General features: G+C 42.9%; 26 protein-coding genes and 1 tRNA gene. 16 read left to right on the top strand and 11 right to left on the bottom strand.

Features of this window, described 5'->3' with window-relative positions; translation table 11 throughout:
* Window positions 1-783: 783 nt before the first annotated feature.
* Complete coding sequence (gene lepB, locus V7K15_RS14590) at window positions 784-1356, top strand: signal peptidase I (RefSeq protein ID WP_334906196.1); 573 nt, start codon at window positions 784-786, stop codon at window positions 1354-1356.
* Window positions 1357-1662: 306 nt separating this feature from the next.
* Here the strand turns inward: lepB and V7K15_RS14585 are convergent, their stop codons facing one another.
* Together V7K15_RS14585 and V7K15_RS14580 are read right to left on the bottom strand one after the other, a co-directional pair.
* Window positions 1663-2196 carry a ComEA family DNA-binding protein gene (locus tag V7K15_RS14585; protein WP_334906195.1) on the bottom strand — a complete coding sequence of 178 codons (534 nt, stop codon included), beginning with the start codon at window positions 2194-2196 and terminating at the stop codon, window positions 1663-1665.
* Window positions 2197-2210: 14 nt separating this feature from the next.
* A complete protein-coding gene (locus V7K15_RS14580) occupies window positions 2211-2585 on the bottom strand; it encodes an NINE protein (protein ID WP_334906194.1) in 375 nt (124 codons plus the stop codon).
* A gap of 465 nt (window positions 2586-3050) precedes the next feature.
* Between V7K15_RS14580 and V7K15_RS14575 the strand changes: the two genes are divergently transcribed.
* A complete protein-coding gene (locus V7K15_RS14575) occupies window positions 3051-3374 on the top strand; it encodes a DUF1825 family protein (protein WP_292796925.1) in 324 nt (107 codons plus the stop codon).
* A gap of 64 nt (window positions 3375-3438) precedes the next feature.
* Here V7K15_RS14575 and V7K15_RS14570 read toward each other — a convergent pair whose 3' ends face one another.
* Window positions 3439-5364 (bottom strand): transglycosylase domain-containing protein, encoded by a 1926-nt coding sequence (locus tag V7K15_RS14570; protein WP_334906193.1) that lies wholly within the window; start codon window positions 5362-5364, stop codon window positions 3439-3441.
* Between the two features lie 173 nt (window positions 5365-5537).
* Here V7K15_RS14570 and tyrS point away from each other — a divergent pair, with 173 nt between their 5' ends.
* From tyrS to gmk, 6 genes are all read left to right on the top strand, one after another.
* Entirely contained in the window at window positions 5538-6728 is a 1191-nt protein-coding gene (gene tyrS, locus V7K15_RS14565; protein WP_334906251.1) for a tyrosine--tRNA ligase, read from the top strand.
* A gap of 14 nt (window positions 6729-6742) precedes the next feature.
* Window positions 6743-7462: an orotidine-5'-phosphate decarboxylase gene (gene pyrF / locus V7K15_RS14560; protein ID WP_334906192.1), complete on the top strand. Its 720-nt coding sequence runs from the start codon at window positions 6743-6745 to the stop codon at window positions 7460-7462.
* Window positions 7459-8184 (top strand): hypothetical protein, encoded by a 726-nt coding sequence (locus V7K15_RS14555; protein ID WP_334906191.1) that lies wholly within the window; start codon window positions 7459-7461, stop codon window positions 8182-8184. The genes pyrF and V7K15_RS14555 overlap by 4 nt, the downstream gene beginning before the upstream one ends.
* A 3-nt stretch (window positions 8185-8187) precedes the next feature.
* Complete coding sequence (locus tag V7K15_RS14550; RefSeq protein ID WP_334906190.1) at window positions 8188-8637, top strand: DUF29 domain-containing protein; 450 nt, start codon at window positions 8188-8190, stop codon at window positions 8635-8637.
* 422 nt (window positions 8638-9059) lie between these two features.
* Window positions 9060-9326: an extracellular matrix/biofilm regulator RemA gene (remA, locus tag V7K15_RS14545; protein WP_334790185.1), complete on the top strand. Its 267-nt coding sequence runs from the start codon at window positions 9060-9062 to the stop codon at window positions 9324-9326.
* Window positions 9327-9498: 172 nt separating this feature from the next.
* Window positions 9499-10095, top strand: coding sequence for a guanylate kinase (gmk, locus tag V7K15_RS14540; protein WP_334906189.1), 597 nt, complete (start codon window positions 9499-9501; stop codon window positions 10093-10095).
* A gap of 86 nt (window positions 10096-10181) precedes the next feature.
* Here the strand turns inward: gmk and V7K15_RS14535 are convergent, their stop codons facing one another.
* From V7K15_RS14535 to V7K15_RS14525, 3 genes are all read right to left on the bottom strand, one after another.
* Window positions 10182-10703: a photosystem I reaction center protein subunit XI gene (locus V7K15_RS14535; protein ID WP_334906188.1), complete on the bottom strand. Its 522-nt coding sequence runs from the start codon at window positions 10701-10703 to the stop codon at window positions 10182-10184.
* 273 nt (window positions 10704-10976) lie between these two features.
* Entirely contained in the window at window positions 10977-11126 is a 150-nt protein-coding gene (gene psaJ / locus V7K15_RS14530; RefSeq protein WP_292796913.1) for a photosystem I reaction center subunit IX, read from the bottom strand.
* Window positions 11127-11165: 39 nt separating this feature from the next.
* Window positions 11166-11660: a Photosystem I reaction center subunit III gene (locus V7K15_RS14525; RefSeq protein ID WP_334906187.1), complete on the bottom strand. Its 495-nt coding sequence runs from the start codon at window positions 11658-11660 to the stop codon at window positions 11166-11168.
* A 286-nt stretch (window positions 11661-11946) separates the two neighbouring features.
* Between V7K15_RS14525 and tsaD the strand changes: the two genes are divergently transcribed.
* Entirely contained in the window at window positions 11947-12996 is a 1050-nt protein-coding gene (gene tsaD / locus V7K15_RS14520; protein ID WP_334906186.1) for a tRNA (adenosine(37)-N6)-threonylcarbamoyltransferase complex transferase subunit TsaD, read from the top strand.
* A 145-nt stretch (window positions 12997-13141) separates the two neighbouring features.
* Here tsaD and V7K15_RS14515 read toward each other — a convergent pair whose 3' ends face one another.
* Together V7K15_RS14515 and V7K15_RS14510 are read right to left on the bottom strand one after the other, a co-directional pair.
* Window positions 13142-14053 (bottom strand): alpha/beta fold hydrolase, encoded by a 912-nt coding sequence (locus V7K15_RS14515; protein WP_334906185.1) that lies wholly within the window; start codon window positions 14051-14053, stop codon window positions 13142-13144.
* A 123-nt stretch (window positions 14054-14176) separates the two neighbouring features.
* Window positions 14177-14896 (bottom strand): hypothetical protein, encoded by a 720-nt coding sequence (locus tag V7K15_RS14510; protein ID WP_086763971.1) that lies wholly within the window; start codon window positions 14894-14896, stop codon window positions 14177-14179.
* A gap of 261 nt (window positions 14897-15157) precedes the next feature.
* Here V7K15_RS14510 and V7K15_RS14505 point away from each other — a divergent pair, with 261 nt between their 5' ends.
* The 7 genes from V7K15_RS14505 (at window position 15158) to V7K15_RS14475 (ending at window position 20575) form a co-directional block, all read left to right on the top strand.
* The gene (locus tag V7K15_RS14505) at window positions 15158-15310 is read left to right on the top strand and encodes a hypothetical protein (protein ID WP_334906184.1); all 153 of its coding nucleotides are present in this window, start codon (window positions 15158-15160) and stop codon (window positions 15308-15310) included.
* Between the two features lie 547 nt (window positions 15311-15857).
* On the top strand, window positions 15858-16409 hold the full coding sequence (locus V7K15_RS14500) for a GNAT family N-acetyltransferase (protein ID WP_334906183.1): 552 nt from the start codon (window positions 15858-15860) through the stop codon (window positions 16407-16409).
* A 313-nt stretch (window positions 16410-16722) separates the two neighbouring features.
* A tRNA-Pro gene (locus V7K15_RS14495) sits at window positions 16723-16796 on the top strand.
* A 361-nt stretch (window positions 16797-17157) separates the two neighbouring features.
* Window positions 17158-17964, top strand: coding sequence for a Tic22 family protein (locus V7K15_RS14490; RefSeq protein WP_334906182.1), 807 nt, complete (start codon window positions 17158-17160; stop codon window positions 17962-17964).
* Between the two features lie 25 nt (window positions 17965-17989).
* On the top strand, window positions 17990-18880 hold the full coding sequence (gene prmC / locus V7K15_RS14485) for a peptide chain release factor N(5)-glutamine methyltransferase (RefSeq protein ID WP_334906181.1): 891 nt from the start codon (window positions 17990-17992) through the stop codon (window positions 18878-18880).
* Window positions 18881-18959: 79 nt separating this feature from the next.
* Window positions 18960-19565, top strand: coding sequence for an L-threonylcarbamoyladenylate synthase (locus V7K15_RS14480; RefSeq protein WP_334906180.1), 606 nt, complete (start codon window positions 18960-18962; stop codon window positions 19563-19565).
* Between the two features lie 98 nt (window positions 19566-19663).
* Window positions 19664-20575 carry a sensor histidine kinase gene (locus tag V7K15_RS14475; RefSeq protein ID WP_334906179.1) on the top strand — a complete coding sequence of 304 codons (912 nt, stop codon included), beginning with the start codon at window positions 19664-19666 and terminating at the stop codon, window positions 20573-20575.
* Window positions 20576-20725: 150 nt separating this feature from the next.
* Here V7K15_RS14475 and V7K15_RS14470 read toward each other — a convergent pair whose 3' ends face one another.
* The 3 genes from V7K15_RS14470 to secD all read right to left on the bottom strand — a co-directional run bounded on the left by V7K15_RS14470 (window position 20726) and on the right by secD (window position 23594).
* Window positions 20726-21139 (bottom strand): hypothetical protein, encoded by a 414-nt coding sequence (locus V7K15_RS14470; RefSeq protein WP_334906178.1) that lies wholly within the window; start codon window positions 21137-21139, stop codon window positions 20726-20728.
* A 62-nt stretch (window positions 21140-21201) separates the two neighbouring features.
* A complete protein-coding gene (gene secF, locus V7K15_RS14465) occupies window positions 21202-22179 on the bottom strand; it encodes a protein translocase subunit SecF (RefSeq protein ID WP_334906177.1) in 978 nt (325 codons plus the stop codon).
* Window positions 22176-23594 (bottom strand): protein translocase subunit SecD, encoded by a 1419-nt coding sequence (secD, locus tag V7K15_RS14460; protein ID WP_334906176.1) that lies wholly within the window; start codon window positions 23592-23594, stop codon window positions 22176-22178. The genes secF and secD overlap by 4 nt, the downstream gene beginning before the upstream one ends.
* Between the last annotated feature and the right edge of the window lie 231 nt (window positions 23595-23825).

The raw sequence follows: 23825 nt of genomic DNA, 5'->3' as shown, positions 1-23825 counted from the left end.
GATACTTATTCCTTAATCCAGATACTTTTGAGCCATTTAATAAAAATAATTTTCTCGGCAGTTTAGTTCTACTTTTGATGCTGATACTTTAGCCTAAATTGCTAGTAGCTTTCTGTCTGTTAATGTTTTTCTCAATAATTAAGGAGATTTATATCATATTAATAGTACAATTTAAGATGCACTGTCACCGTGTAATTACGGAAAATAATCGCATATATAGGCAAGTGGTGAAAATCGCACCAATAGTATGGTATCTATTAAAGCACTAAATATTACATTTAAATGTAATATTTTTTACTAATGACACCAAATGAAGCGAGAGTTATGTATTTAAAAGTACCTTGAAATGGAGATGAGTTTTCTGTAATATCACTTAATAATATATTTTATTCCAACTCAGCTTCCAGCAAGACTGGCCTCTGCCTTTTTTCGATAAAGTGAAGCAGATATTGTGAGACATTGGGTAAACTGTTTTGCCACTCAACGACCAATTTTCTGCTAAAAAAGCAAAATTGAAGATTATCTCATAACTGGCCTTATAATTGCAGCAATTAGAATTAAGATTTTTAATTATCTATCTAGGAATCCTCATCATTAGGTGATATTGCTTTAGACAAGTGATTGTTTATTTATAGTACTTTTGCTTATCTTTAGTAAATGGAATAACTGTATTATTTAATATCTGTATGAATTCGTACAGAAACCAGCTTGCCTATCAGCATACCTTTTGAGTCAAAATAATCAAGGTATTTGTCCCACTTCTGAAACTGGCTAGAAACTTTTATGATTCCTCACGAAAGTGATGCAAAAGAAGACCGTGCGTCGTTAAAAGTATGGCGTAGTTGGCAAGAAAATCTGATTTTAATTGCGATCGCCTTATGTTTGGCATTTCTGATTCGGACTTTTATCGCCGAACCCCGCTATATACCTTCTGACTCGATGTTACCCACCTTACATACAGGCGATCGCTTGGTAATTGAAAAAATCTCTTACCATTTTCACCCTCCCATAACTGGAGATATTATTGTTTTTCAGCCATCCGCAGAACTACAACGTCGAGGATATCCCAAAGACCAAGCCTTTATCAAGCGGGTTATTGGCAAGTCTGGTGAGGTAATTAGTGTTGCTCATGGCAAAGTCTATCTTAACGGTCAGCCCTTGGCAGAAGACTACATTGCTGAACCCCCAAATCAGCCATATCAACCAGTAAAAGTCCCAGAAGACGAATTTTTTGTCATGGGCGATAACCGCAACGATAGTAATGACTCTCGCTATTGGGGCTTTTTACCTAGAAAAAATATTATCGGTCGGGCAACGTTTCGCTTTTGGCCTCTCGACCGCATTGGGTTCATGTGAACTACCCCACCCTATAGACGGACGGGGCTTCCCAATTCATCGGGAATAGCCTCCAGGACTCGGTAGTTCTATTGGTCTGACATTCCCTCCAAGGGCAGAAGTCCTGGTTCCCAAGACCCAAATCTTTTTCTTCTCCCAAGGGGAGACGCCAAAGGCGATGCAACATATACCTATGAGCTTGGTTTTCGCTTATGGCATTGATGGTCAAGACGCTAACTATAATACCCGAAAAATTGGTGATTCCGAAATATTTGCCTGTATATAGCTTTCCCATTAACTGGAGCAATCTAACTAGCAACTAACTGTTTAAAACCTTAAATAATACATCATCTGAGCGATCGCATCACCAGTTAACTCTAACCGCCGTTGGAAATCAGCCAGGTTACGATAAAGGCCAGCTGATTGCCGATTTTGAACCACTGCTTGCGCTAAAGACAAATCCATAAATGGAATTTGTGCTAATTTTTCAACTGTTGCTGTGTTCGGGTTGACTAAATGAATCGGATTTTCTAGAGATTCGTGGTCATAGTAAATAAAATTCAGCAGAGGCTTTAATGGCTCCAGGCGCGGCGCTGGCATACCCAAAGCCGCAGCGATATCTTCAATACAGTAAAATTTAACACCCGATCGCGAAAGTTCCACAAGCGATCGCGCTTGATGAATTGACAATCCTGGTAGGCGTAACCAATCATCTACAGTCGCTTGATTAGCATCAATCCGAATACCTAATTTGGCCGCTATCTGAATTTCTTCCCCAGATTGGAGGCGATAGTAGGGATCATTAAGCAGCTTGGCGCGGAGTTTTTGCAGCCTGGGGTTCAAAGGTAGCCAGTTATTCATGATTGTCGCTTACCTCAAGAAATCTGGTCTAGCAATTGGCGGCGCTTTTGCTCAAATTCATACTCTGAAATCAGTCCATCCTGGCGCAGAGCATCTAATTCTCGCATTGCATCAGCGATCGCTCCTACCTGATTACTTACCCTGAGTGAGTTTCTTGGCCCTGACTTGCCTAGATTAAAATTGCGATCGAAAGCTTCTTCGTCTTGGGTTAAATACCAAACTCCCTCAATGGCACTAGCTATCTTTGGGATAGGCGTCCAGAAAAGCAACAGATACAAAACACCCCACAACGGCTGTCCCAGATAGAATTTATGTAATCCAGAAATTGTCAGTGTGCCAGAAAAAGCTAAAACAGCAGCAACACTTCGACTTTTACGCTTAGTCAACATATTTCTAACAAATCTACCAATACCACAGTTTCTACAATAAGACACCCAAAAGGCACAGAAACAATTCAAAACTCACTCATTCAAAATTTCAAATGTTCGCGTAGCGTCTCGTAGAGTTGGGGAGACGCTGCGCCAACGGTGGAAATCAGTATTTGAGAGGTATTTTGCGTAAGTCCTAATGATTGTGGGGTGGACTGGAAAGCCCGCCCTGACAATGCAAATTGTATACGTAACAGCTTAGGAAGTCCCACGATTTAGTATTTGAAGAAATTTGAGTAAGTTTCACAGACCTTTATTAAGTCGGTTTAGCGAGAGGAAACGTTCTCAAGTCAAGTGTTGAAATTTCGGTAACAAACCGTACTAAAACCGAAGCTTCGTGACTAGATTACTCCCCTAGACTAAAATAAAAATAGAAGTAAAACTATTAAGCTACTGAGTCTGGGCGCTCAGTCTAATATAAGCAATATGGGATTCTTCGATTCTGAAATAATTCAGCAAGAAGCAAAACAGCTGTTTGAGGATTATCAAGCGCTGATTAAGCTTGGCAACGGCTACGGCAAATTTGACCGCGATGGCAAAAAGCTGTTTATTGAGCAAATGGAAGCCATGATGGATCGGTATCGTATCTTTATGAAGCGCTTCGAGCTATCAGAAGATTTCATGGCACAAATGACAGTAGAACAACTTAAAACACAATTAGGTCAGTTCGGTGTTACCCCTCAACAAATGTTTGATCAAATGCACCTCACTTTAGAACGGATGAAAGCCGAGCTAGAAAAACAGCCCTAGTGAATTTTAGATTTTGAATTTTGGATTTTGGATTGGCAATTAATCTAAAATCTAAAATCTAAAATTATTGTGACTTGGGGCGAGAAAACTGCGAAGGTGGCTTGAAGTTTTCTACCGGTATGTTCTTAAGTGCCTTCTGCATAAAATCTTTCCAAATGGGAGCAACCAAAACACCACCTGTGGCATGATCAGCTAATTGTCTGTTGTCGTCTCTCCCTACCCAGACAGCAGTTGTTAACTGTGGCACAGTGCCAACAAACCAAATATCTTTTTCTGATGATGTTGTTCCCGTCTTCCCTGCGGCTGGACGACCGATCGCAGCACCTTTACCTGTACCTTCAGAGATTACCGATCGCATCACATCGATAATGGCTGCTGATGCCCAAGGATCGAGAACTAGCTGGGGTTTAGGGGTGTTATCTAGCAACACGTTGCCACTACTATCGGTGACACGGGCAATTACAGTTGGTGGAGATTGCCAGCCATAATTAGCAAAGGTAGCATAGGCACTAGCCATTTCCAGAGGGGTAACACCAATTGCACCAAGTGGCAAAGAAGACACTGGTTCCATCGGACTCATAATTCCCAAGGTACGGCAAGTTTCTATAACTCTATTCATCCCCACAGCCTTACCAATCTTGATCACGGGAATGTTGCGCGATTGGGATATAGCTGTGCGGATTGACATCTCTCCTCTAAAAGTCGCATCATAATTTCTGGGAGAGTACCAACCGTTACCATCTCGATAACTAACTGGGGCATCTACTACCGTTGAGTCTGCCGTATATTTACCAGTAGCAAAAGCAGTATAATATACAAATGGTTTAAAAGAAGATCCGGGCTGGCGTTGAGATTGAGTTGCACGATTGAATTCACTGGTCTTAGGATCTATACCACCCACCAGTGCTTTGATAAAATGTGTGCGCGGATCAATTGCCACCAGCGCCATTTGATTCCTAGATAATCCCTGCTCTAGGAGTGATTTATGCCACTTACTGACAGTTTCTTCTGCCATCATTTGGAAGTCGGCATCAACTGTAGTTTGAACTCGCATCCCACCTTTGAGTAGTGTTTCACGCCCAAATTTCTTAGCTAACTCCTGCGCTACAGTATTAGTTACATAAGGTAGGGCACTACCTTGAAAGGATTTGATTTTACCAAGTTTGATTTCTTGCTTGAGGGCATTGTCATACTCTGACTGGCTGATCCAGTTTAAATCCATCATCCGTTTCAGCACTTCTTTTTCTTTCTGTTTTGCCAGCTTCATGCTCACAAAGGGGCTGAATTCTTCTGGTGCTTGAATCAAACCCGCCATCATTGCTGACTCACCCAAGGTTAAATATTCTGCTGACTTATTAAAGTAACTGCGTGCTGCCGTTTGTACACCATAATTGTTATGACCCCAATAAACTTGATTGAGGTACATTTCTAAAATTTGGTCTTTATTGAGAATTTGCTCTAACCGGATTGCCAGCACCGCCTCTGCTAGCTTGCGGGTAAAGACACGCTTGCGAGATAAAAACAGGTTTTTTACCAATTGCATGGTGACAGTAGAGCCACCCTCTCGCACTCCATGTGCTGTCGCGTTAACTACTATAGCCCGCCCAACGCCGACGGGGTTAATACCGTGGTGATCGTAAAAGTGGTTATCTTCACTTGCCAATACCGCCCGTTTCAGATTCGGGGAAATTCTATCTAGGGGTACGACTTCTCGGTTGGCTTCTCCGTGGATACTCGTTAAAAGTTTACCCTTAACGTCATAGATGTAAGTTGTTTCCGAGGGAAAGAAGTTACGTAACTGTCTCACATCTGGCAAATTACGGAAACTAATTGCTAAACCAACCAGTCCTCCGGCTACAATGGAACTTGCCAGCATGGTGATTGAGAGGAGAGTACCGCCAGTTACCTGACCGACTCCTTTTATAAACTCAAAACCTGATGAAGCCCGACGTTGTGGCTGCTTATCTTCAAAAGTCCTAGACGACGACACGGCTATTACACTTCCTCACTTGTAAATTTAACTGTAATTGATTCGGCGAAGCAAGGCGGTTAATTTTTTGCAATTATAGTAGTTTGGCAGATGAGAAAGTGGATAAATTGCAAGTGTTTATAACCAACTTAACTTCTAGTGTGCAAAACATCGCTAACAGTGGATTTTCTAGTATGACACCAGATTTTGCTTGGCTGCGTCGTGGTGTAGTAGAAGTTTTCCCACAACCACTTGATGCTAACAGTGAAAGTCTAGAAAAGCGTTTGCTAACTACAAACCAACCTTTGAGGATCAAATTAGGGATTGACCCAACGGGTACTGATATTCATCTCGGTCATAGCATACCAGTACGGAAACTGCGATCGTTTCAAGATGCAGGTCATATAGCAGTTCTAATTATTGGAGATTTTACCGCACGCATTGGCGATCCGACTGGTAAATCTGAGGTGCGTCGTCAACTTACAGAAGCAGATGTCGCCCAAAATGCTCAGACTTATCTTGATCAAGTACGTCCTATCTTGGATTTTGACACACCAGGAAGGTTAGAGGTGCGCTATAACTCCGAATGGCTGGCTGGGCTAAACTTAGAGAAAATTTTGGAGTTCCTCTCGACGATGACGGTGGGGCAGATGTTGGCGAAGGAAGGATTTGCCGATCGCTATAAAAAAGAGAATCCGATTTTTATCCATGAGTTCCTCTACCCGTTAATGCAAGGTTTTGATTCGGTTGCCGTTGAGGCAGATGTGGAATTGGGAGGGACTGATCAGAAATTTAACATTGCTGTGGGCAGAGATTTGCAGCGCCATTTTGGTCAAAAGCCCCAATTTGGGATGCTGCTGCCGATTTTGATTGGCACGGATGGGGTGCAAAAAATGTCCAAGTCTTTAGATAATTATATTGGGTTGTCGGAACACCCAGGACAAAAGTACCAAAAGTTACAAGGAGTTCCCGATCATCTGCTGTCACAGTATTTTGAACTGTTGACGGATTTACCTTTGGATAAACTGCCAGAAAATCCCCGCGATCGCCAAACACTCCTAGCATGGGAAATTGTCAAACAGTACCACGGCGAAACCGCAGCCCAAGAAGCGAAAGAAGCAGCCCAAAGCGGCGGAAAGGAAGGTGCAGTTCCAGAATTTTCTCTTTCTTCTGGCGTGCAGCAGTTTCCGACTAAGTTAGCCTATATTCTCAATGCCACTGGCTTGTGTAAAAGTACCGGGGAAGGAAAGCGGAAAATTCAAGAGGGTGGGGTACGCTTAGATGGCGATCGCATTACCGATGTTGATACGACTTTTGCTTCTCTGGGTGAGTTACAAGGTAAGGTTTTACAAGTTGGGAAAAATAAGTTTGTGCGTTTAGTTTAAATGGGGAATCGCAAATGAACGCAGAACAACGAGTTATTGTGCCTTTGGATGTGCCGGATGAACAAAGTGCGATCGCTCTTTTAGATCAACTTCCGCAAGTGATTTGGTGGAAAGTCGGCTTAGAGTTGTTTACCAGCACAGGCCCAAAAATTCTAGAAGTGTTAAAGTCTCGGCAAAAGCGCATTTTCCTAGATTTAAAGTTTCACGACATCCCGAATACAGTCGCTGGTGCTTGTCGTAGTGCAGCTAGTTACGAGGTAGATTTGTTGACAATTCACGCTGCATCTGGTAAAGAAGCTTTGAGATATGCAACAGAGGCGGCACAGCAAGGGGCTGCCCAAGCAGGGGTAAAACCGCCTAAGTTAATTGCGATTACTTTGTTAACCAGCATTTCTGCTAGGGAATTGGCGTTTGATTTAAAGATTCCCCTAGAGTTACCAGAATACGCCCTAGAAATGGCACTGCTGGCTAAAAAGGCCGGATTAGATGGGGCAGTTTGTTCGCCCCAAGAAGTGGCACAGTTGCGGCAAACTTGTGGAAATGACTTTTTGCTTGTTTGTCCGGGGGTTAGACCAACTTGGTCAGAGAAAGGTGATCAAAAGCGATCGCTGACCCCAGCCCAAGCAATTATTGCTGGTGCAGATTATCTAGTGATTGGGCGTCCCATTACTACTGCTACTGAGCCGGAGTTAGCCTGGAAGCGGATTTCTGAGGAGTTAACTGCGATCGCATGAAAGCAGGAGTCAGTCACAAGCACGGGGACAGGGCGCAGGGTGTAGGGGAGAAAAATCTTGCCTTTTCGCTCAGGAATAAAAACTATAGTTGGCTTTTAGCTTGTGGCTTCTGGGTTTTAGGAGCAAATAGCCTTGCTTACCCGGCGTTCTCGATAAACTTCACCCCCAAACCTTCTGCGATCGCAGAAAAGGAAAATGTCAACGGTGGGGCGAGGTCTTTGTGTTCGGAGCAAAATTTAGAAATATTAACTATACAGCTACTGCAAGATTTACCTAGTTATACGAACCGTGTCAGTCAACGCGCCCGCCGCCTCAGTAGAAGCAGTGATTTTTACAGTTATATGCTAGTGGCAGGAAGACCTGAGTTTACTCCTCTGCCCCTTAACCTTGAAGAATATAGTGCAGATGCGTCTAAAAGTGCTACATCAGCAGTTGAGCAAGTTTTCTTTACTACCTTGGAGCGGCAGTACATCGGAAAAAAAGCCGTAGAATTGCAGGAGTTCCACTGGCTGTTGTTGACTAAAACTAAAAGTGGTTGGCAACTAGTAATGATGTTTTCTCAAATTGGTTCCCATTCAACACAGCAGCCACTATCCCCGCCACGCGATAGTAGTAACGGTACTGTTGCCCAAGGGGTTAAAACTTGGTTACGGGATTGTCAAGCGGGAAGTGTACGTCAAAAAAACCTAATTCCAAATCTTCGTAAATTAGGAAAATATTAAATAATGTCTAAAATACTTACTCAAATTATCTATGAACAGGATTATCACTTGTGGTTAGAAACTACGTTGAAACAATTGCAAGAACGAGATTTAGAGCATCTTGATTGGGAGCATTTGATTGAGGAGATTGAAAGATTGGGTAATGAACAGAAACACAAGCTCGAAAGTTATTTACTGCAACTTCTCAAACATCTGCTTTTGTATCAACATTGGAGTCTTCCTGAATGTAAAAATCATTGGGAAGTGGAAATTGATAATTTTCGGGTGGAACTCAGGAAATTAACCAAATCTAAAAACCTCTACAACTATCTGCTTACAGTGCTTGAAGAAGTCTACATTGATGCGCTACGACAAGCAAAAAAGAAAAGTGGATTAAATTGTTTTCCGCAAACTTGTCCTTATAAGATTGAGAAAATTTTAGATGTGGATTATTTACCACCATTTATTTATTGATAAAGTCCATAACTAAGAAAAGTTTTCATGAACAAGCTCAACCTAATTCATAATTATTAATTCATAATTCATAATTAAAATCAGTTAAGGCTAAAAACTAAAACTGGTGTAGGTTGGGTTCAGGAACGTAGCAAGATCGCCCAGGGGAACCCAAGATTATCAACCATTTGTTGGGTTTCGCTATTGCTCAACCCAAGCTACTATTTTTCTTAACCCAAGCGTATTGCTGTATAAGTATGATTTAGCCTATGTCTTTGGGAAGATTTTCAGGAAATATAGCTGATAAACAGCTAAAAAAAGTAGAGATTATTTAAAAACCAAGGCTGGCTTGAATTTAAGCGTTGTAACTCCCGTTTTTTGGCGATAACATGAGGATAAGTTTATTTTAAGCTTCTCAAACTGCGTTTGGCGTCAGTTTTTTTATGGACATTCAGTTAATCAACATCGGCTTTGGTAACATCGTGTCTGCCAACCGAGTAGTTGCCATTGTCAGTCCAGAGTCTGCCCCGATTAAGCGGATTATTACCGATGCACGGGACAGAGGTCAACTGATTGATGCAACTTACGGTCGTCGGACTAGAGCTGTAATTATCACTGATTCCAGCCACGTAATTCTGTCGGCGATTCAGCCAGAAACAGTAGCAAATCGCTTTGTGATTTCCCGCGATCATCAAACTGTAGAAAATTGACTAGCAGTCGATTAACAATTCCACTTCTATTTGCACCCTATGGGCAGTACTATGTGAATTAAACGAGTTTTCTGTCACCCTTGCTACAAATTCTTTAGTCATTAGTGCACTAGGCCAGGAACACAAGACTAATGAATAATATCTATTGATTGATTCACAGGTTGAAGGGATAATGCCAGTTTTACCCATCCAAAGTAGTGCTAGTAGCGAAGAATGCTTACATTTAGGCAGGTTAATTGTTTTAACTGGCCCCAGTGGGGTCGGTAAAGGCACTCTAATGCGATCGCTCCTACAAGGTCATCCAGAACTATATTATTCTGTATCCGTGACAACTCGTTCTCCTCGTCCAGGGGAAATCGATGGCAAAAATTATTACTTTATCAGCCGCAGCAAGTTTGAACAATTACTTGCTGAAGCTGAATTTTTAGAATGGGCAGAATTTGCTGGTAACTATTACGGCACTCCCCGTGAAGCTGTGCTTAACCAAATTAATTCCGGTAAGTTGGTAGTGCTGGAAATTGAACTAGAAGGGGCAAGACAAATTCGTGCTTCCTTCCCCAGTGCCCTCAGCATTTTTATTTTACCGCCTTCTTTTGATGAATTAGAGAAACGGATACGCGATCGCGGCCAAGACTCTGAAGAAGCGATCGCCCGTCGTCTACTCCGCGCCCAAGAAGAAATTCAAGCCGCAGCTGAATTTGATATTCAAATCGTTAATGACGATTTTGAAACTGCCTTAAATGATATTGAAGCGGTTTTATTTAAATAAGTTAGGAGCGGAGCTTGGAATTGCTCCGCCTCCAGTTAAGAGTTAGAAGTTATGAATTTCAACTCTTAACTCCTAACTCCTAGTAATTAACCAAATAGACCTTGAATTGATGCCAAATTGCTAGTCAAAAAGTAAGCGACTACTGCACCACCAATACCACCAATCAAAAAAGAGCTGGCGAAATTGTTCCAGCTTTCTTTAGAGTTAAAAGCATCTGCCGGAGGATTGGGTACGGTAACACTAGGAAGTGCTTTGGGAGGATTGCTATTCGCATACAGAGATAAACCAGCAGTGAGAAGCACAACCAAGCCCATAGCTGCCAGTAATCCAGCTAAGTTAGCATTAGCTGTGTCCCGCAGTGGTCCTAATTTGGCAAAGGGGCCAAATATCCAGTAACCGTGAGCCATGCCTATTTCTAGCGCACGTCTACCAGGAGACAGACCTGGGCGATAGGCAGGTAAGTTATTAATAAACCACTTGCTCAAGGGAGAAGCATTAATCGGGGTTTCTAGGTTCCCTATTTGTGGATCACGGAATGCGGGAAAAACAACTTCCCGATTTCTGGGATCGCTAGGAAGATTCTTTGATGCATCTACTGCTTGTGCCATATTTTATGTTTGCCTCTAAATTTAAAATGGTGGCATTTTTATATTAATAATAATTGAGGATAAAGATATCTTTTGTCTAGGAAGTTTAGAAAAATTAATTTAGCTAGTTTTCAAACTCTGAAACTCGCGATCTGTAAACAGAATCACGAGTTTCAAAAAACTATTTTTGCCGCCTATTTTGGTGATAATTCTGCCTAATTAAGCTGAATAGATCAATTACACAATATTAGGCAAAAAGCAAGACATTCAACTGTCCTAAATCCCATTTCATACTTATGGCAGTGGGTGGAAAAGTAGGTCGGGGAAAAAGAGGTTGAATTCAATCAATATAAATGCTGTGATCGACAGCCAGATGGTAGCTGCCACGGGCGCTGTGGAAAGGAATTTAATCAAATAGGCTGATTGATCGCCTTTGTCTGCCATGAATTTAGTCTCCAATACAAATGAATTAGTTAAGCTGATTTAGCGGGGGGAAATGGGAATTTCTGAATCCTTGGCTGTTAATTTTCCAGAGAGAAGTTCTTGGACTGCTGCTACTGGCCAAGTAAAGCCTGACAGCATGATCGGTAGTGCCAAACCAAGATCGATTTGGATTTCTTTTAGTTCAGTGTCAGATTCCTTTTTGATCGCTTGCAGATAGGCACGACCGACCCAACCAATCCAACCAGCAATATATAGAAACAGAATGCTAGGGATCAAAAAGTCACCAGCATGATCTAGACGACCATCAACAATCAAGTGGGGATAACCCTCAGGACCACACAGCTCTTGAGAATAACGCTCAAATCGCTTTCTCCCTGATTCGGGGTCACCAGTGGTATTACGGGCATTAGCTGCTAGCTCTTGAAAAGCGGGATTGTCCTTACACGGTGTCAAATTAGCCCCTAAAGCTTTTGCTGGGGAGGCAAAATTGAACCAAAGGCAAATCGCTAAAATCAAAGCAAACAATCGTCGCATAGAGTTGTTTCCTTTTATTACAAAACAAAAAGTTCTTTGTACAAAACGAAGCGGCTTGTACAGTTCGTTTATTTGCATAACTAGGAAGTCATCATACTCTTGGCTGGGAACAGAGTAAAGTTTAAGTAAATAAAAGTTAAAGTTTCTCAACCAAAATAAAGCGCTGAGTCCTGTTAGCGGCGCGTTTAGCCCGTGCCGAGTATCAGAATTGTTGTTGTAGGGTAGTAAAGAAGCAAGATTTTCTCTTTACTATTCAGGACTCCAGACTCAGCACTAATTATTCCCAATGGCAACCGTTTTAGCAATAGAAACAAGCTGTGATGAAACTGCCGTCGCAATTGTTAACAATCGTAAAGTTTACAGCAGTATCGTCGCCTCGCAAATTCCAGTCCATCAGCAGTATGGCGGGGTAGTACCAGAAGTAGCGTCTCGCCAGCACTTGGAAACAATCAATGATGCGATCGCTCAAGCCTTAGAGCAAGCCCAACTAGACTGGGAGAAAATTGACGCAATTGCTGCCACTTGCGCCCCTGGACTTGTAGGAGCGCTGTTGGTCGGGTTAACTGCTGCCAAAACCCTGGCGATGGTACACAACAAGCCATTTTTGGGAGTTCATCACCTCGAAGGTCACATTTACGCAACTTACTTGAGCGAATCAACTTTAAATCCCCCTTTCTTGAGTTTATTAGTTTCTGGCGGACATACAAGCTTGATTTATGTGAAAGATTGTGGTAGTTACGAAACTCTGGGACAAACCCGTGATGATGCTGCGGGTGAAGCCTTTGATAAGGTGGCGCGATTATTAAAGCTGGGTTATCCGGGTGGCCCAATGATTGACAAGTTGGCACAACTGGGCAATCCTCAAGCCTTTGCTCTACCAGAAGGAAAAGTTTCTCTACCGGGCGGGGGGTTTCATCGTTATGATACGAGTTTTAGTGGGTTAAAAACGGCTGTATTACGTTTAGTGCAGCAGTTAGAGAAAGATGGTGGACAAGTACCAGTAGCAGATGTAGCAGCTAGCTTTCAGGAAACCGTAGCGCGATCGCTGACCAAAAGAGCGATCGCCTGTGCCTTAGACTATGGTCTAGACACAATTGCTATTGGTGGCGGTGTAGCAGCTAATAGCGGGTTGAGAAAAAACCTCCAAGCCGCCGCCGTTGAACATAATCTACGCGTCCTATTCCCCCCTCTGAAATTCTGTACTGATAACGCCGCCATGATCGGTTGTGCCGCCTCTGAACATCTATCTTGTGGTCATACATCGCCCATCACACTAGGCGTTGAATCGAGGTTAGCGCTTACCCAGGTGATGAAGTTGTATGAACCTGTTGAGTAGTCATTTGTTAGTTGTAACCCGATACCCTTGGGTTAAGGCTTGACTCTTTGCCCAATGCCCAATGCCCAATGCCCAATACTTCGGCTTCTCTACGAGACGCTACGCGAACGCTCAGTACAAGTGCCCAATGACCAATGACCAATGACTAATGACTCTTGACTATTGAGCGGATATGATTCGCCACTGCATCCGGCTGTTCCAACATAGCTAAGTGTCCGCAATCAGGAATTTCCAAAACATTGTCACCACAATATTGGAACAGTCTGTGAAAGCTAGCTAAATGGCGCACATACTTGGGTTCCATAACCTTATCTTCGGCACCAGCCAAAAAATAAACTGGCTGCTTCAATTGGGATACTAGCTCAGGTAAACGATTGATTTCTTCCTCAGTTGTCGATTCTAACAGAGCTCCCAGAGATGCTTCCGGGTCAGCCACAACGAAATCAATCAACCTCTGACGTGCCCAATAGCGTTCCAAAGGATGTGCCACACTGGCTCTGGTAAACAGCAAATCAATCAAAGGCAATTGGGACAGCCAACGCGGGCGGACTTGCAAAAATTTCTGACCCGCCGAGCGAAACTGCTCAAAAGCTTCTTTGAGGTAAATACCACCACCAGCGTTGATACAGATAACTCCCTTAACACATTCAGGTATTTTATCTGCTCCCCAAAGAGCGATCGTACCTCCCAAAGAGTGACCAATGAGCCAAGCACTGGTAATATTCAGCTGTTTCAGGAGAATTGCTAAATCCTGAGCATAGGCAGCAGGAGTATAAACAGAATCGATTGGTGAGCCAACCGCACTACTGGAGATGGGTATAAGACTCAGAGACGTTTGTGCCTGACTAAAATCGGTTTTTACCTGGGACTGGGATTCACCAAAACCCCGCAAATCATAGGAAAGGCACTGCAAATCATCTGAGAGGCGGGAAATCACAGGTTGCCAATATCCACGGCTATTGAGCCAACCGTGGATAAATACTAAAGCATGGGGGCAGGAAGTGGGAGCCGTTAGCTCGTATGCGTGTGGAACGCCCAAGATTTCGATAGTTGCCATACTTATATCGTACCCCGAAGGGCGGGTGCGACTAAATACCGAATAAGAAGAGAGTTAGGAGTTATGAGTTAGGAGTGAGGAATTGTTAATTTTTAACTCATAACTCATAACCCCTCACTTTTATCATTTACCCAACAACCTCTGTCGCACCCCTTCAGCAATTTTGTGACCGAGATATTCAGGAATGAGGCTTTCATTTGGCCCCAACAAGTAAAGAATTAGCCGTGTACGTCCGCGCCAAACCAGTAAATTGGCATTGACTACCAGCAAATCTTCCTGCCAGATGGCGTACATCACTTTGTAAAATAATCCTGGTTGATTATCGGCTTCAATCACTAGGGCAGGGAGGTGAAAGACCGGATCGACATAGAACTCAGTTTGTACCTGCTCTAAGCCAGTGTCAAGATTGAATTCTACTGCCAGCATCTCTTCTACCTCAAACCGACCTCCTAAAGCCTCCCGAATCGCGCGACAGACATTTTCTGCGGTTTTGTCGGTTAAGGCTTTACTACCACGAGACACCAACAGCTTAATAAAAACTAACATCGGCGGACGGATCTGACCATATAGACTCAGACCGTGGATAGTCAACCCATAAGCTGCTAGTACACCAAAAATATCGCTGAGGAGAAAAGACTGGTTGCGGTAAGCAAAATGCAAGGCACTTTTGCTACCTTCCGGTTTCAGCTCAATAACAGCGCGTCTAGTTTTATAGAGACGGTAGGCTAGCCGTAAATTTTGCAGTTGAATCTCACTGCTGACGAATTGCTCATAAAACTGGGGAAACGCTCGGTTAAAGCGCTTTAGGAGTTCCAGTGTTGAAGATTTTAAACCAGAAGCCATTGTTAAGGGTAAGACTCGCTTGCTTTCGTCACCTGGGGGCTGGGTGTTGGGGGAGTAAGTAGTGCTGTTAGCGGATAGCTAGGGTTTAGCCCGTGCTGAGTGGGGAATCTCACTTCTTCACTCAGGACTGGGAAAAGAGGAACTATTTTGTCCCATGCCCAATCCCTTGTATACAATTCACTCCTAAGCTAACGTGCATTTAACCTCTATACGAATAATTGCCAGGATTAGGTTTTTTCATTTTGAATTTTGAATGAGTGAATGAGTGAATTGTTTATATCCTTAGCTTTTGGTGAATTTCTCCTAGCCTTTACCGAAAAATTGGGTCTAAAGCCCCGAACTTCTAAGACGGCTTTTATGGTAGAATCAGGTGTCTCAGGTAGAATAACCGCCGGTACAGGACGACTTAAATAAGTGAAACACGATAGTCCGGGAAATAATAAAGGCAACTTGGTGGCGAAAACGAGTCTAATCAGAGCTAGCGAAACTAACACAGCAGCAAAACTAAAGAATTGTTCAGCTTTTCAATTAAGACGACTAAAAACGTACCTTGGGGCGCAAGGTAACGCTATGTTTACTATCCTAGTACGTCTCTGGAGATATAGCCCTCTGGGATTAGCTAAGTTAGGCTTGTTCATTGGTTTTATTGAACGGTGGAACAGTTTAAGCATTGCCAGAAATGGATAGCTAATTGTAAGGTTTGTCGATGAAAGAGGAAACCTAAATAGTAATATTTAGAATTCCCGTCCGTTCAGGGCGGGGCGAACGTCAAAACAAAATGCTAAAGTTGAAGATGATTGGTGTGAAACACGCTCTAACTGGCTGTTGCCATTACAAATCCCGAAAGCAACCGAAAAAATTTGAGTGTCAGGGGTAGTAAATGGAAGTAGCTATGTTAAACGTGAATCAACACTCCTGAGAGTGGAAACCAATTCAGTTATACTACCCGAACCACGTTGGCATGGGTTTTTGGAAAACTTGGTTTAATACTCCTGAATCTGTAGCGGCAACTAGGACAAACTCCTTTGAAGAGCATACAGCGCAAACTGTGGGCAACTCAAACCCCAACAGCATTAGCGAAGCTTCTTCAAAGGAGGCTCGTATCGTCTTCAGTACGGAGCGAGACATTGACCTGTATGAGCTAGAAGAACTCTGTGATGCAGTTGGTTGGTCGCGTCGTCCTCTAAGAAAAGTGAAAAAAGCTATTGAGCATAGTTTTCTTGTCGCCTCAATGTGGCAGGTGAGAGGAAACCAAAAGCGGCTCATTGGTTTTGCCCGCGCTACCTCAGATCACGCGTTTAATGCCACTATTTGGGATGTGGTGGTTCACCCAGACTTTCAAAGTCAAGGACTGGGCAAAGCACTGATGAAATACGTTCTCAAAAAACTTAGGAGTGAAGAAATTAGTAATGTCACTCTCTTCGCCGACCCCCAGGTTGTAGATTTTTACCGAACTATGGGGTTTATGGCTGATCCAGAAGGCATCAAAGGTATGTTCTGGTATCCTCACTAGCGCTCAATCAAAATAAAACCCGATTTGCACAAGAAAATCAGGTATGATAGCAAAACTCTATTATTTTGATGTGTTTTTCCAAGGTTCAGCCGACGAACACGCAAGTATATAATATCTATCTTGTAAAACTAAGTCGGCAAAAAACCTTTATTCAGTGTAACGATGTAATCTATATTGATTGTGTTTGCAAAAGATAAAAAAGATTAGGCATAAGCCGTGTTATCTGATATGATTAAATTAATACATTTTGCGAAATGGCGATCGCCTCGATCGTAGGTTATAATACCAAACCGCAAAAAGTAGGTAAGTGTAACGGGATGTAGCGCAGCTTGGTAGCGCGCCTGCTTTGGGAGCAGGATGCCGCAGGTTCAAATCCTGTCATCCCGATTTAATTAATATAGTTAACGGTTAGGGCAGATTAAGTAAAGTCTCCAAAGTCCCAGAGATGGAGAGACTTTTCACTGTTTGAGAAGACATATAATAGGCGTCTACGGCATTTTGCAGTGAATAGCGAAGCGAAACCGACAAAAACACAACGTTAGCATAGTCCATTTGTGAAAAATACTATAGCAACCCGAAATAGTTGCGGAATCCTAGATTTTGACCGTTGATGGTTAAAACTCAACCTCAACGCGCACAACGAATTTTTCACAATTGAAATAGATTGCTATATAACTGTAGCTAGTTGGTGCTGTGCAAATCCAACCATTTGTTTAATTTAATTGGACTATTGATGCGAGGAGCAGTCATGAAATCATTTATCCGCTTGGGCGCAACATTGGGTATAGCTGGCAGTATATTTTTAGCGGGACTTTCAGGAATAGGCAATCTACCAGGAATAGGCAATCTAGAGGCGATCGCCTTGCCACAAGATCAGGTAGTGAAAAAGCTCCAAGAAGTACCCGTATTCACGCTGACCAATCCTAAAGGCGAATTCGTGGTTCTTTCGAGGAAAAACGAATCCAAGACGATCTCACAAGTAGGATTTTTTATTAGCAAGCAAGATGCTCAAAAATTCCTTGACAATCGACTCAAAAAAGAAAATCCCCAGTTGGCAAGCACGCTACAGGTAAGACCTTTGTCCTTGGCAGACTACTATAAAATAGTCCAAGAAAGCAAAAAGAAATCAGAGTCTGTAATTTATACTCTAGTGCCGACGCAACAACAGGTAGCTTCGGCAACAAGTATGCTGAATCAGAATGGTCAAAAAGGACAGCAATTCAATGGTATTCCCTTATTTGTACCCAAATTTAAGAAAGATAATAGCTATTTGACCATTCCCGTGCCCAAAGGTAAGGAGCGCTATATCCCTTTCTTTTTTGAAAAAGAGCAAGCAGTGGCTCTATTAGACGAATTCAAAAAAGCCGTGCCCAAGGAAGGAGCCAATACTGAAATTCAGGTGGTGGATTTGTACGGTGTTCTGGAGGCTCTCAATAGCAGCAACGATCCTGGTATAAATAAAATTGTTCTGTATCCATCGCGGGAGTCGATCAATTTTATTCGATCGCTTGCGCCGAATCAATCACCAGCTCCTGTAGTCGCTCCGAAAAAATAACGGATATGCACTCCAAGGTTGAGGCATGAGGGAGAAACATCTGATAGTTTCTGGTTTACAACTTTGGCAGTGGCGGAATGCAGCTTTTAAAGCGGCGATCGCCACTGATGTCCCACCAAGGGAGGTAGATTGGCTGCTTCTAGAGGTAGCTGGATTAGACCGCTTGACACTAGGTTTGGAGTCTTTTAAAAACTGGCCGCAAATTCAGCTGCAATTGCCTCTGCAAGAGTTAGATAAACTCTGGCAGAGGCGATTAAATGAACGCTTGCCAGTGCAGTATATTGCCGGAGTTACACCTTGGCGTCAGTTTAAAATCGCGGTGTCGAGTGCGGTTTTGATTCCCAGACCAGAGACAGAGAGCTTAATTGATTTAGCTAAAGCATTTGCTAGCAATATTTCAGGACACTGGGCGGATTTGGGTACTGGAAGTGGAGCGATCGCACTGGGATTAGCAGATGTCTTGCCAAAAGCAACAATTCATGCAGTTGATTATAGTTTAGAAGCTCTGGCGATCGCCCAAGCCAACGCCGATAATTTGGGTTTTGCTGACCGGATTAAATTTTATCAAGGTTTCTGGTGGGAGCCACTGGCATTTCTCAAAGGTCAGTTCAGTGGTATGGTGTCTAACCCTCCTTACATCCCCACCAGTACCTTATCTAGCTTACAACCAGAAGTAGTTAACCATGAACCACATCTAGCTTTGGATGGTGGCGCTGATGGCTTAGATTGTATTCGCCATTTGATAGAAATATCCCCTAGTTATTTGCAACCTAGTGGCGTGTGGTTAATTGAGATGATGGCTGGACAGGCGGATACAGTGCGAGAACTTTTGCAAAATCAAGGTAGCTATTGTAAAATTCAAATTCACGCTGATTTAGCTGGAATTGAACGCTTCGCCCTAGCTTATAAAAGTTAAGAGTTAGGAATTATGAGTTATGAGTTATTAGAAAGAAGATACAAAAAATTACTTACTTTTCACTCCTAACTCTATAAAAATGACGCAAGTTTCCCTGACAAACCTAATAGCTGGCGCACGCGCTGGCTTTTTGGTGAGCTTTCCTACGGATACTGTTCCTGCACTTGCAGCCATACCAGAAAAAGCAGGATTAATTTTTGCGGCGAAGCAACGCAGTCAAGACAAACCTTTGATTTTGATGGCGGCTAGTGCTGAAGATTTATGGCTATATGTGAAAGGTAGTGAGAACGAGTATAAAGTTTGGCAAGAAGTAGCAGATAAATATTGGCCGGGAGGGCTGACGTTAGTTTTGCCAGCAAGTGAACGCGTACCAAAAGTTATGAACCCCATCGACTCGACAACAATTGGCATCCGAGTACCAAACAGTGCGATCGCTCAAACTATTTTGGCGCAAACAGGCCCCCTTGCCACCACTAGCGCCAATTTTTCTGGTCAGCCACCTTTGCAAACGATCGCAGAAATTCAGCTTCAGTTTCCCCAGGTTCTGATAGCAACTACAGAATATCGGGGTGAAATGCCGGGAATGGGTATACCTTCCACTGTTGCTAAATGGACAGGGATAAATTGGCAAATTTTGCGGCAAGGTGCGATCAAGTTAGATATTTCGACTGATAACCAAATATAGGTAGCTATAATGTTGTTTTCCTGATTTGAACAACAGAGAAATCCGAAACTTTAGTTGGCGCTGTTGTGGTTAAGTAACAAGTTAATAATTGCCAGATTATGAATTGGAGCAACTGGATATATCTAGGAGCCGGAATAGCACTAGGTATGATTTTACATAGGTTATTTGCGCGAGCGCCAAATGTTTCATCTAGCTCATCCCCAGTAGATCAAGCAGATATGCCACCAATATCGCAACAGCTAGAGCGAACGCAGCTAGCATACCAAATGGCAAGGGAAATGAGCCAGTTTAAAGCCGGCTTTTTGGCACGGACTACCCATGAACTGCGATCGCCTCTCAATGGTCTAATTGGCTTGCATCAGTTAATTTTGTCAGATTTATGTGAAGATCCAGCTGAAGAACGAGAATTTATTGCCCAAGCTCAGGAGCGAACCCTGAAGTTGCTGAAGCTGATGGATGAAATTCTCAACGTTGCTAGAATTGAACACGGTATGAATAAATTAGATATTCAGCCTATACCCTTAGCCCAAATTTTGGAGGAGGTTCATAAATTAACTTATATGCTGGCGGCTAATCGCAATTTTCCCTTGCAATTATTACCCGCAGACCCAGAAATTTATGTTTTGGCAGATTACCTCTGGCTCCGCCAAATATTGATCAGTTTAATAGACACTGCTATTAGTCAAATGGAGGAAGGCAGCATTTGTATTTCTAGCAGCATCTTACCTACAAATAATTTTGTCAACATTTGGCTGGATGTACCAACCCATGTCATACTGTGGAGCGAGTCGATTGATTTGATTAAATCTGAAAATGAGCTGACTCAGATTGACCAAAAAAACGCTGCTCTTTCCCCAGGAATGAGGCTATTAATCAATCAGACTTTAGTAGAAGTTATGGGAGGAAAGTTGGAAATTTTACCCTCGACCATTGCGAAGGAACCACTTCAGCAGGTTAGCAGACTACAAATCTCTATCCCCCTAGTGATTCCTGAAGCTGATCTTCTGTAGCCTAATAGTTCTTGGAGTTGGTAAAGGTCAATTTCAGATTTGCGTTCGCCTTTGGCGCAGCGGAGCTGTTCGCTAAATTAGAATCTGAGACTCGTTCATCTTTTGCTAGAAATTGCTCCACGTATATATATATGTAACGAGAAAGAAAAATTAATTACAAACCCACTTCCAGAGAGGATGAGTTGCTCCCTGTTGACGTATGCGATAAAGTTGTTTTTCTAAACGTTCTTTTTCCTGCTGTGGTAGCCCGAGTAGGATATTCCGACTTTGCCAAACTAAAACAGCAGCCGTCATCCCAATACAAAAGGCTAAACCGAAGGTAGACAGTGGATGGTAGAAAAGTCCATATCGCACCGCTACCCAGGTAAAATATTGTTGCAACAAAGAAATTTCTGCACGTAGACCCCACAAGCTAAGAGGCGCAATGGTCAGCCATAAACAGCCCACAAACAGCCACCTGCCATATACTGTTAGTCTGTGTAGCCTTTGTACTTGTTGAGCAAACGATGGGTCAGATTTATCAAAATCTGGGACAGGAGTTAATGGTTCTTCCGGTTGATCCATAGGAGAATAAAATTGCAAGGTGTGGGTGAGCAATTGAACCCAATTGTCAAATGCACAGAAGTTTAACTATCCTGGGAACTGGTAGATGTATCAATCGGTTCAGCGCTGTTTACCACATTTGTTTGACCCTTGCGCTCTCGCCACCAAGCTAAAAGCGGACTAGCGAGGAAAATACTTGAATAAGCGCCCATCGTGAAGCCAATAATCAAAGCTAGTGAAAAGTTTCTCAGGGTTTCGCCGCCAAATAGGAATAGGGAAAATAATGTTAGCAAAACCGTGAACGTGGTATTAATTGATCGCGTTAAAGTTTGATTGATTGCATCATCAACAACTTTGTCAATGTGATCGTTAGGATGTAGATGCAGTATTTCTCGAATGCGATCGTAGATAATCACGGTATCTGTAACCGAGAAACCAGTAATAGTCAAAATAGCAACGACAAAAAGGCTATCAACTTCAATACCTGCGACTAATCCCAAGATGGAGAAAATACCCAGCGTAATCAAAACATCATGGAACAATGCAAGAATTGCGATTACAGCATAGTCTAGCTGGAACCGCACACTCAAATAAATAACGATCGCTGCGAAGGAGACAACCAGAGCTAATAACCCTTGGGAAAGTAGTTGACGACCAAGTGTCGGGCCAACGGTATCAATTTGGGTGGCTTTCGGGTCAAAGGCTCCAATTTTTTCAGTCAAAGCTGTTTGTAACTGGGTGCGTTGCTCGACATCTAATGTCTTTGTGCGAACCGATATTCCCTGTTGCTTTTGACCAATAACTTGGATGCTACTATTATTTAGTTTCTGAGCGTCAATTACTTCCCTGACATCAGAGATTTCAATCGGTTGAGTGCAATTGTTTGGTTGTGTACAATCGCGTTCAAATTGTAGTCGCGTACCACCAACAAAATCTAAACTGGGACGTAGCGGTGCGCCTAGTTGTTGCCAAGAAATCACCATCGCCACGATGCTAATAATCGTGGCGATGACAGAAGTTGTCCACCATAATTTTCGCTGTTTGATAACACTAAATTTCATGACTGCACCTCTGCACCAGACTTAATTGACGTTGAAAGATTCGGACAAAACAACTCTGGCTTACGCAAGTTGGGAAATTGCAATGATAGGAACAGGAGTGTGCGACTACAAGTAATGGCAGTAAATAAATTTACCCCCAACCCTAGCGCCAATGTCAAAGCAAAGCCTTTAACTAAACCTGCTCCTAAGAAAAACAGTGCTGCACAAGAAATTAATGATGTAACATGACTATCTAAAATGCTAGACCAAGCTCGGTAGAATCCTGCCTCTATAGAACGATATAAAGTTTTACCACCGCGTAGTTCTTCACGGGTGCGCTCAAAAATCAAGACGTTAGCATCAACTGCCATGCCGATACTGAGGATAAACCCAGCAATACCGGGGAGAGTTAATGTAACGCCTAGCAAAGCGAAGGTGGCATAGGTCAATAGCGCATAGATAATCAAAGCAACGTCGGCAATTAATCCTGGTAGTCGGTAGTAAACTAACATGAAAATTAATACTAACAGCAATCCGCCACTACCAGCGTAAAGACTGCGTTGAATACTATCTTTACCTAAGGTTGCCCCAACAGTGCGGTTTTCGACGATTTGCACTGGTACGGGTAAAGCACCCCCTCGGAGCTGCACACCTAAGTTGTTAGCTTCTTGGGCGGTAAACCTACCTGTAATCACAGCAGCACCACCACTAATACCACTAGCAGCAAATTCTGGCCCGACACTGGGAGCGCTGATCAGTTCATTGTCTAGAAAAATGCCAATGCTGCGTCCTGTACCGGCAAGTTTTTTCGTCAGTTCGGCAAACAGTTCACCACCCTTTTGGTCGAAGCGAATGGTAACATTCCAATTCTTGTTTTGAGTGGATTCAACGCCTGCATCTTTGAGGAATTTCCCTGCGAGTGGGGGGTTTGTGCTTTCATACAATTCAGCGATCGCTTGATTATTTTTCTGCAAATCTTGCTGATTTTTGACAATTGCTGCTTGCTCGTTACTCTTTCTCAAATCTTGTTGCTTGGCTTTCAATTCAGCTCGTGATGTTTGGAAAGCAAACAGTTGGGTTTCCGTACCAGGCTTTTGCGTGCGAAATTCTAACTGCGCTGTACCCCCTAGAACCCGTTCCGCTTGCTGTGGATCACTGACTCCGGGTAACTGCACAAGGATTTGATCTTTCCCTACAGTTTGCACGACTGGTTCAGAAACGCCAAGACCGTTAATGCGACCTTCAACGACTTTTTTCACAGCTTCCAATTCGCGATCGGTGATTTGCTTAATCTCCGGTGTTGTTTTCACTTGAATTGTGAGCTGTGAGCCTCCGCGTAAGTCCAGCCCTAACGGAATCGAAATTGTATTAATCACCACAATGGCGGCGATTATCAGGACTCCAATCAAAATTAATAGCGATCGCTGTCTTTGCATACTATAACTCGCAACTGACAAAGGCTATAATAGCTCTCTTTTGTACAGTTATGAATGGGGAGTGGGGAGTTGGAAGTTAGGAGTTAGGAGTTAGGAGTTGTAAATTCATTAAATTATTAACTCCTCACTCCTAAACCTCATCTAAGTTGAGAACCGTAGTTTTCGCCCTCACCCTAAATTCCTCTCCCAAATATGGGAGAGGGACTTTGAAATTCTGACTCCCCTTCTCCC

This window comes from Nostoc sp. (genome assembly GCF_036919815.1).
In the GTDB taxonomy this organism is placed as follows: Bacteria; Cyanobacteriota; Cyanobacteriia; order Cyanobacteriales; family Nostocaceae; genus Nostoc.
This window is presented reverse-complemented; position numbering and strand designations above follow the sequence as displayed.

Excerpts from the sequence above, each read along its gene's own strand:
- V7K15_RS14580 (WP_334906194.1), bottom strand. The coding sequence starts at position 2,585 with ATGTTGACTAAGCGTAAAAGTCGAAGTGTTGCTGCTGTTTTAGCTTTT.
- V7K15_RS14505 (WP_334906184.1), top strand. The coding sequence starts at position 15,158 with ATGAGTGAATTGTTTATATCCTTAGCTTTTGGTGAATTTCTCCTAGCC.
- psaJ (WP_292796913.1), bottom strand. The coding sequence starts at position 11,126 with ATGGCAGACAAAGGCGATCAATCAGCCTATTTGATTAAATTCCTTTCC.
- secD (WP_334906176.1), bottom strand. The coding sequence starts at position 23,594 with ATGCAAAGACAGCGATCGCTATTAATTTTGATTGGAGTCCTGATAATC.
- V7K15_RS14475 (WP_334906179.1), top strand. The coding sequence starts at position 19,664 with ATGAATTGGAGCAACTGGATATATCTAGGAGCCGGAATAGCACTAGGT.
- V7K15_RS14510 (WP_086763971.1), bottom strand. The coding sequence starts at position 14,896 with ATGGCTTCTGGTTTAAAATCTTCAACACTGGAACTCCTAAAGCGCTTT.
- secF (WP_334906177.1), bottom strand. The coding sequence starts at position 22,179 with ATGAAATTTAGTGTTATCAAACAGCGAAAATTATGGTGGACAACTTCT.
- lepB (WP_334906196.1), top strand. The coding sequence starts at position 784 with ATGATTCCTCACGAAAGTGATGCAAAAGAAGACCGTGCGTCGTTAAAA.
- V7K15_RS14535 (WP_334906188.1), bottom strand. The coding sequence starts at position 10,703 with ATGGCACAAGCAGTAGATGCATCAAAGAATCTTCCTAGCGATCCCAGA.
- V7K15_RS14525 (WP_334906187.1), bottom strand. The coding sequence starts at position 11,660 with ATGCGACGATTGTTTGCTTTGATTTTAGCGATTTGCCTTTGGTTCAAT.
- remA (WP_334790185.1), top strand. The coding sequence starts at position 9,060 with ATGGACATTCAGTTAATCAACATCGGCTTTGGTAACATCGTGTCTGCC.
- gmk (WP_334906189.1), top strand. The coding sequence starts at position 9,499 with ATGCCAGTTTTACCCATCCAAAGTAGTGCTAGTAGCGAAGAATGCTTA.
- pyrF (WP_334906192.1), top strand. The coding sequence starts at position 6,743 with ATGAACGCAGAACAACGAGTTATTGTGCCTTTGGATGTGCCGGATGAA.
- V7K15_RS14555 (WP_334906191.1), top strand. The coding sequence starts at position 7,459 with ATGAAAGCAGGAGTCAGTCACAAGCACGGGGACAGGGCGCAGGGTGTA.
- V7K15_RS14585 (WP_334906195.1), bottom strand. The coding sequence starts at position 2,196 with ATGAATAACTGGCTACCTTTGAACCCCAGGCTGCAAAAACTCCGCGCC.
- V7K15_RS14550 (WP_334906190.1), top strand. The coding sequence starts at position 8,188 with ATGTCTAAAATACTTACTCAAATTATCTATGAACAGGATTATCACTTG.
- tyrS (WP_334906251.1), top strand. The coding sequence starts at position 5,538 with ATGACACCAGATTTTGCTTGGCTGCGTCGTGGTGTAGTAGAAGTTTTC.
- V7K15_RS14515 (WP_334906185.1), bottom strand. The coding sequence starts at position 14,053 with ATGGCAACTATCGAAATCTTGGGCGTTCCACACGCATACGAGCTAACG.
- tsaD (WP_334906186.1), top strand. The coding sequence starts at position 11,947 with ATGGCAACCGTTTTAGCAATAGAAACAAGCTGTGATGAAACTGCCGTC.
- V7K15_RS14575 (WP_292796925.1), top strand. The coding sequence starts at position 3,051 with ATGGGATTCTTCGATTCTGAAATAATTCAGCAAGAAGCAAAACAGCTG.
- V7K15_RS14480 (WP_334906180.1), top strand. The coding sequence starts at position 18,960 with ATGACGCAAGTTTCCCTGACAAACCTAATAGCTGGCGCACGCGCTGGC.
- V7K15_RS14490 (WP_334906182.1), top strand. The coding sequence starts at position 17,158 with ATGAAATCATTTATCCGCTTGGGCGCAACATTGGGTATAGCTGGCAGT.
- prmC (WP_334906181.1), top strand. The coding sequence starts at position 17,990 with ATGAGGGAGAAACATCTGATAGTTTCTGGTTTACAACTTTGGCAGTGG.
- V7K15_RS14500 (WP_334906183.1), top strand. The coding sequence starts at position 15,858 with ATGGGTTTTTGGAAAACTTGGTTTAATACTCCTGAATCTGTAGCGGCA.
- V7K15_RS14470 (WP_334906178.1), bottom strand. The coding sequence starts at position 21,139 with ATGGATCAACCGGAAGAACCATTAACTCCTGTCCCAGATTTTGATAAA.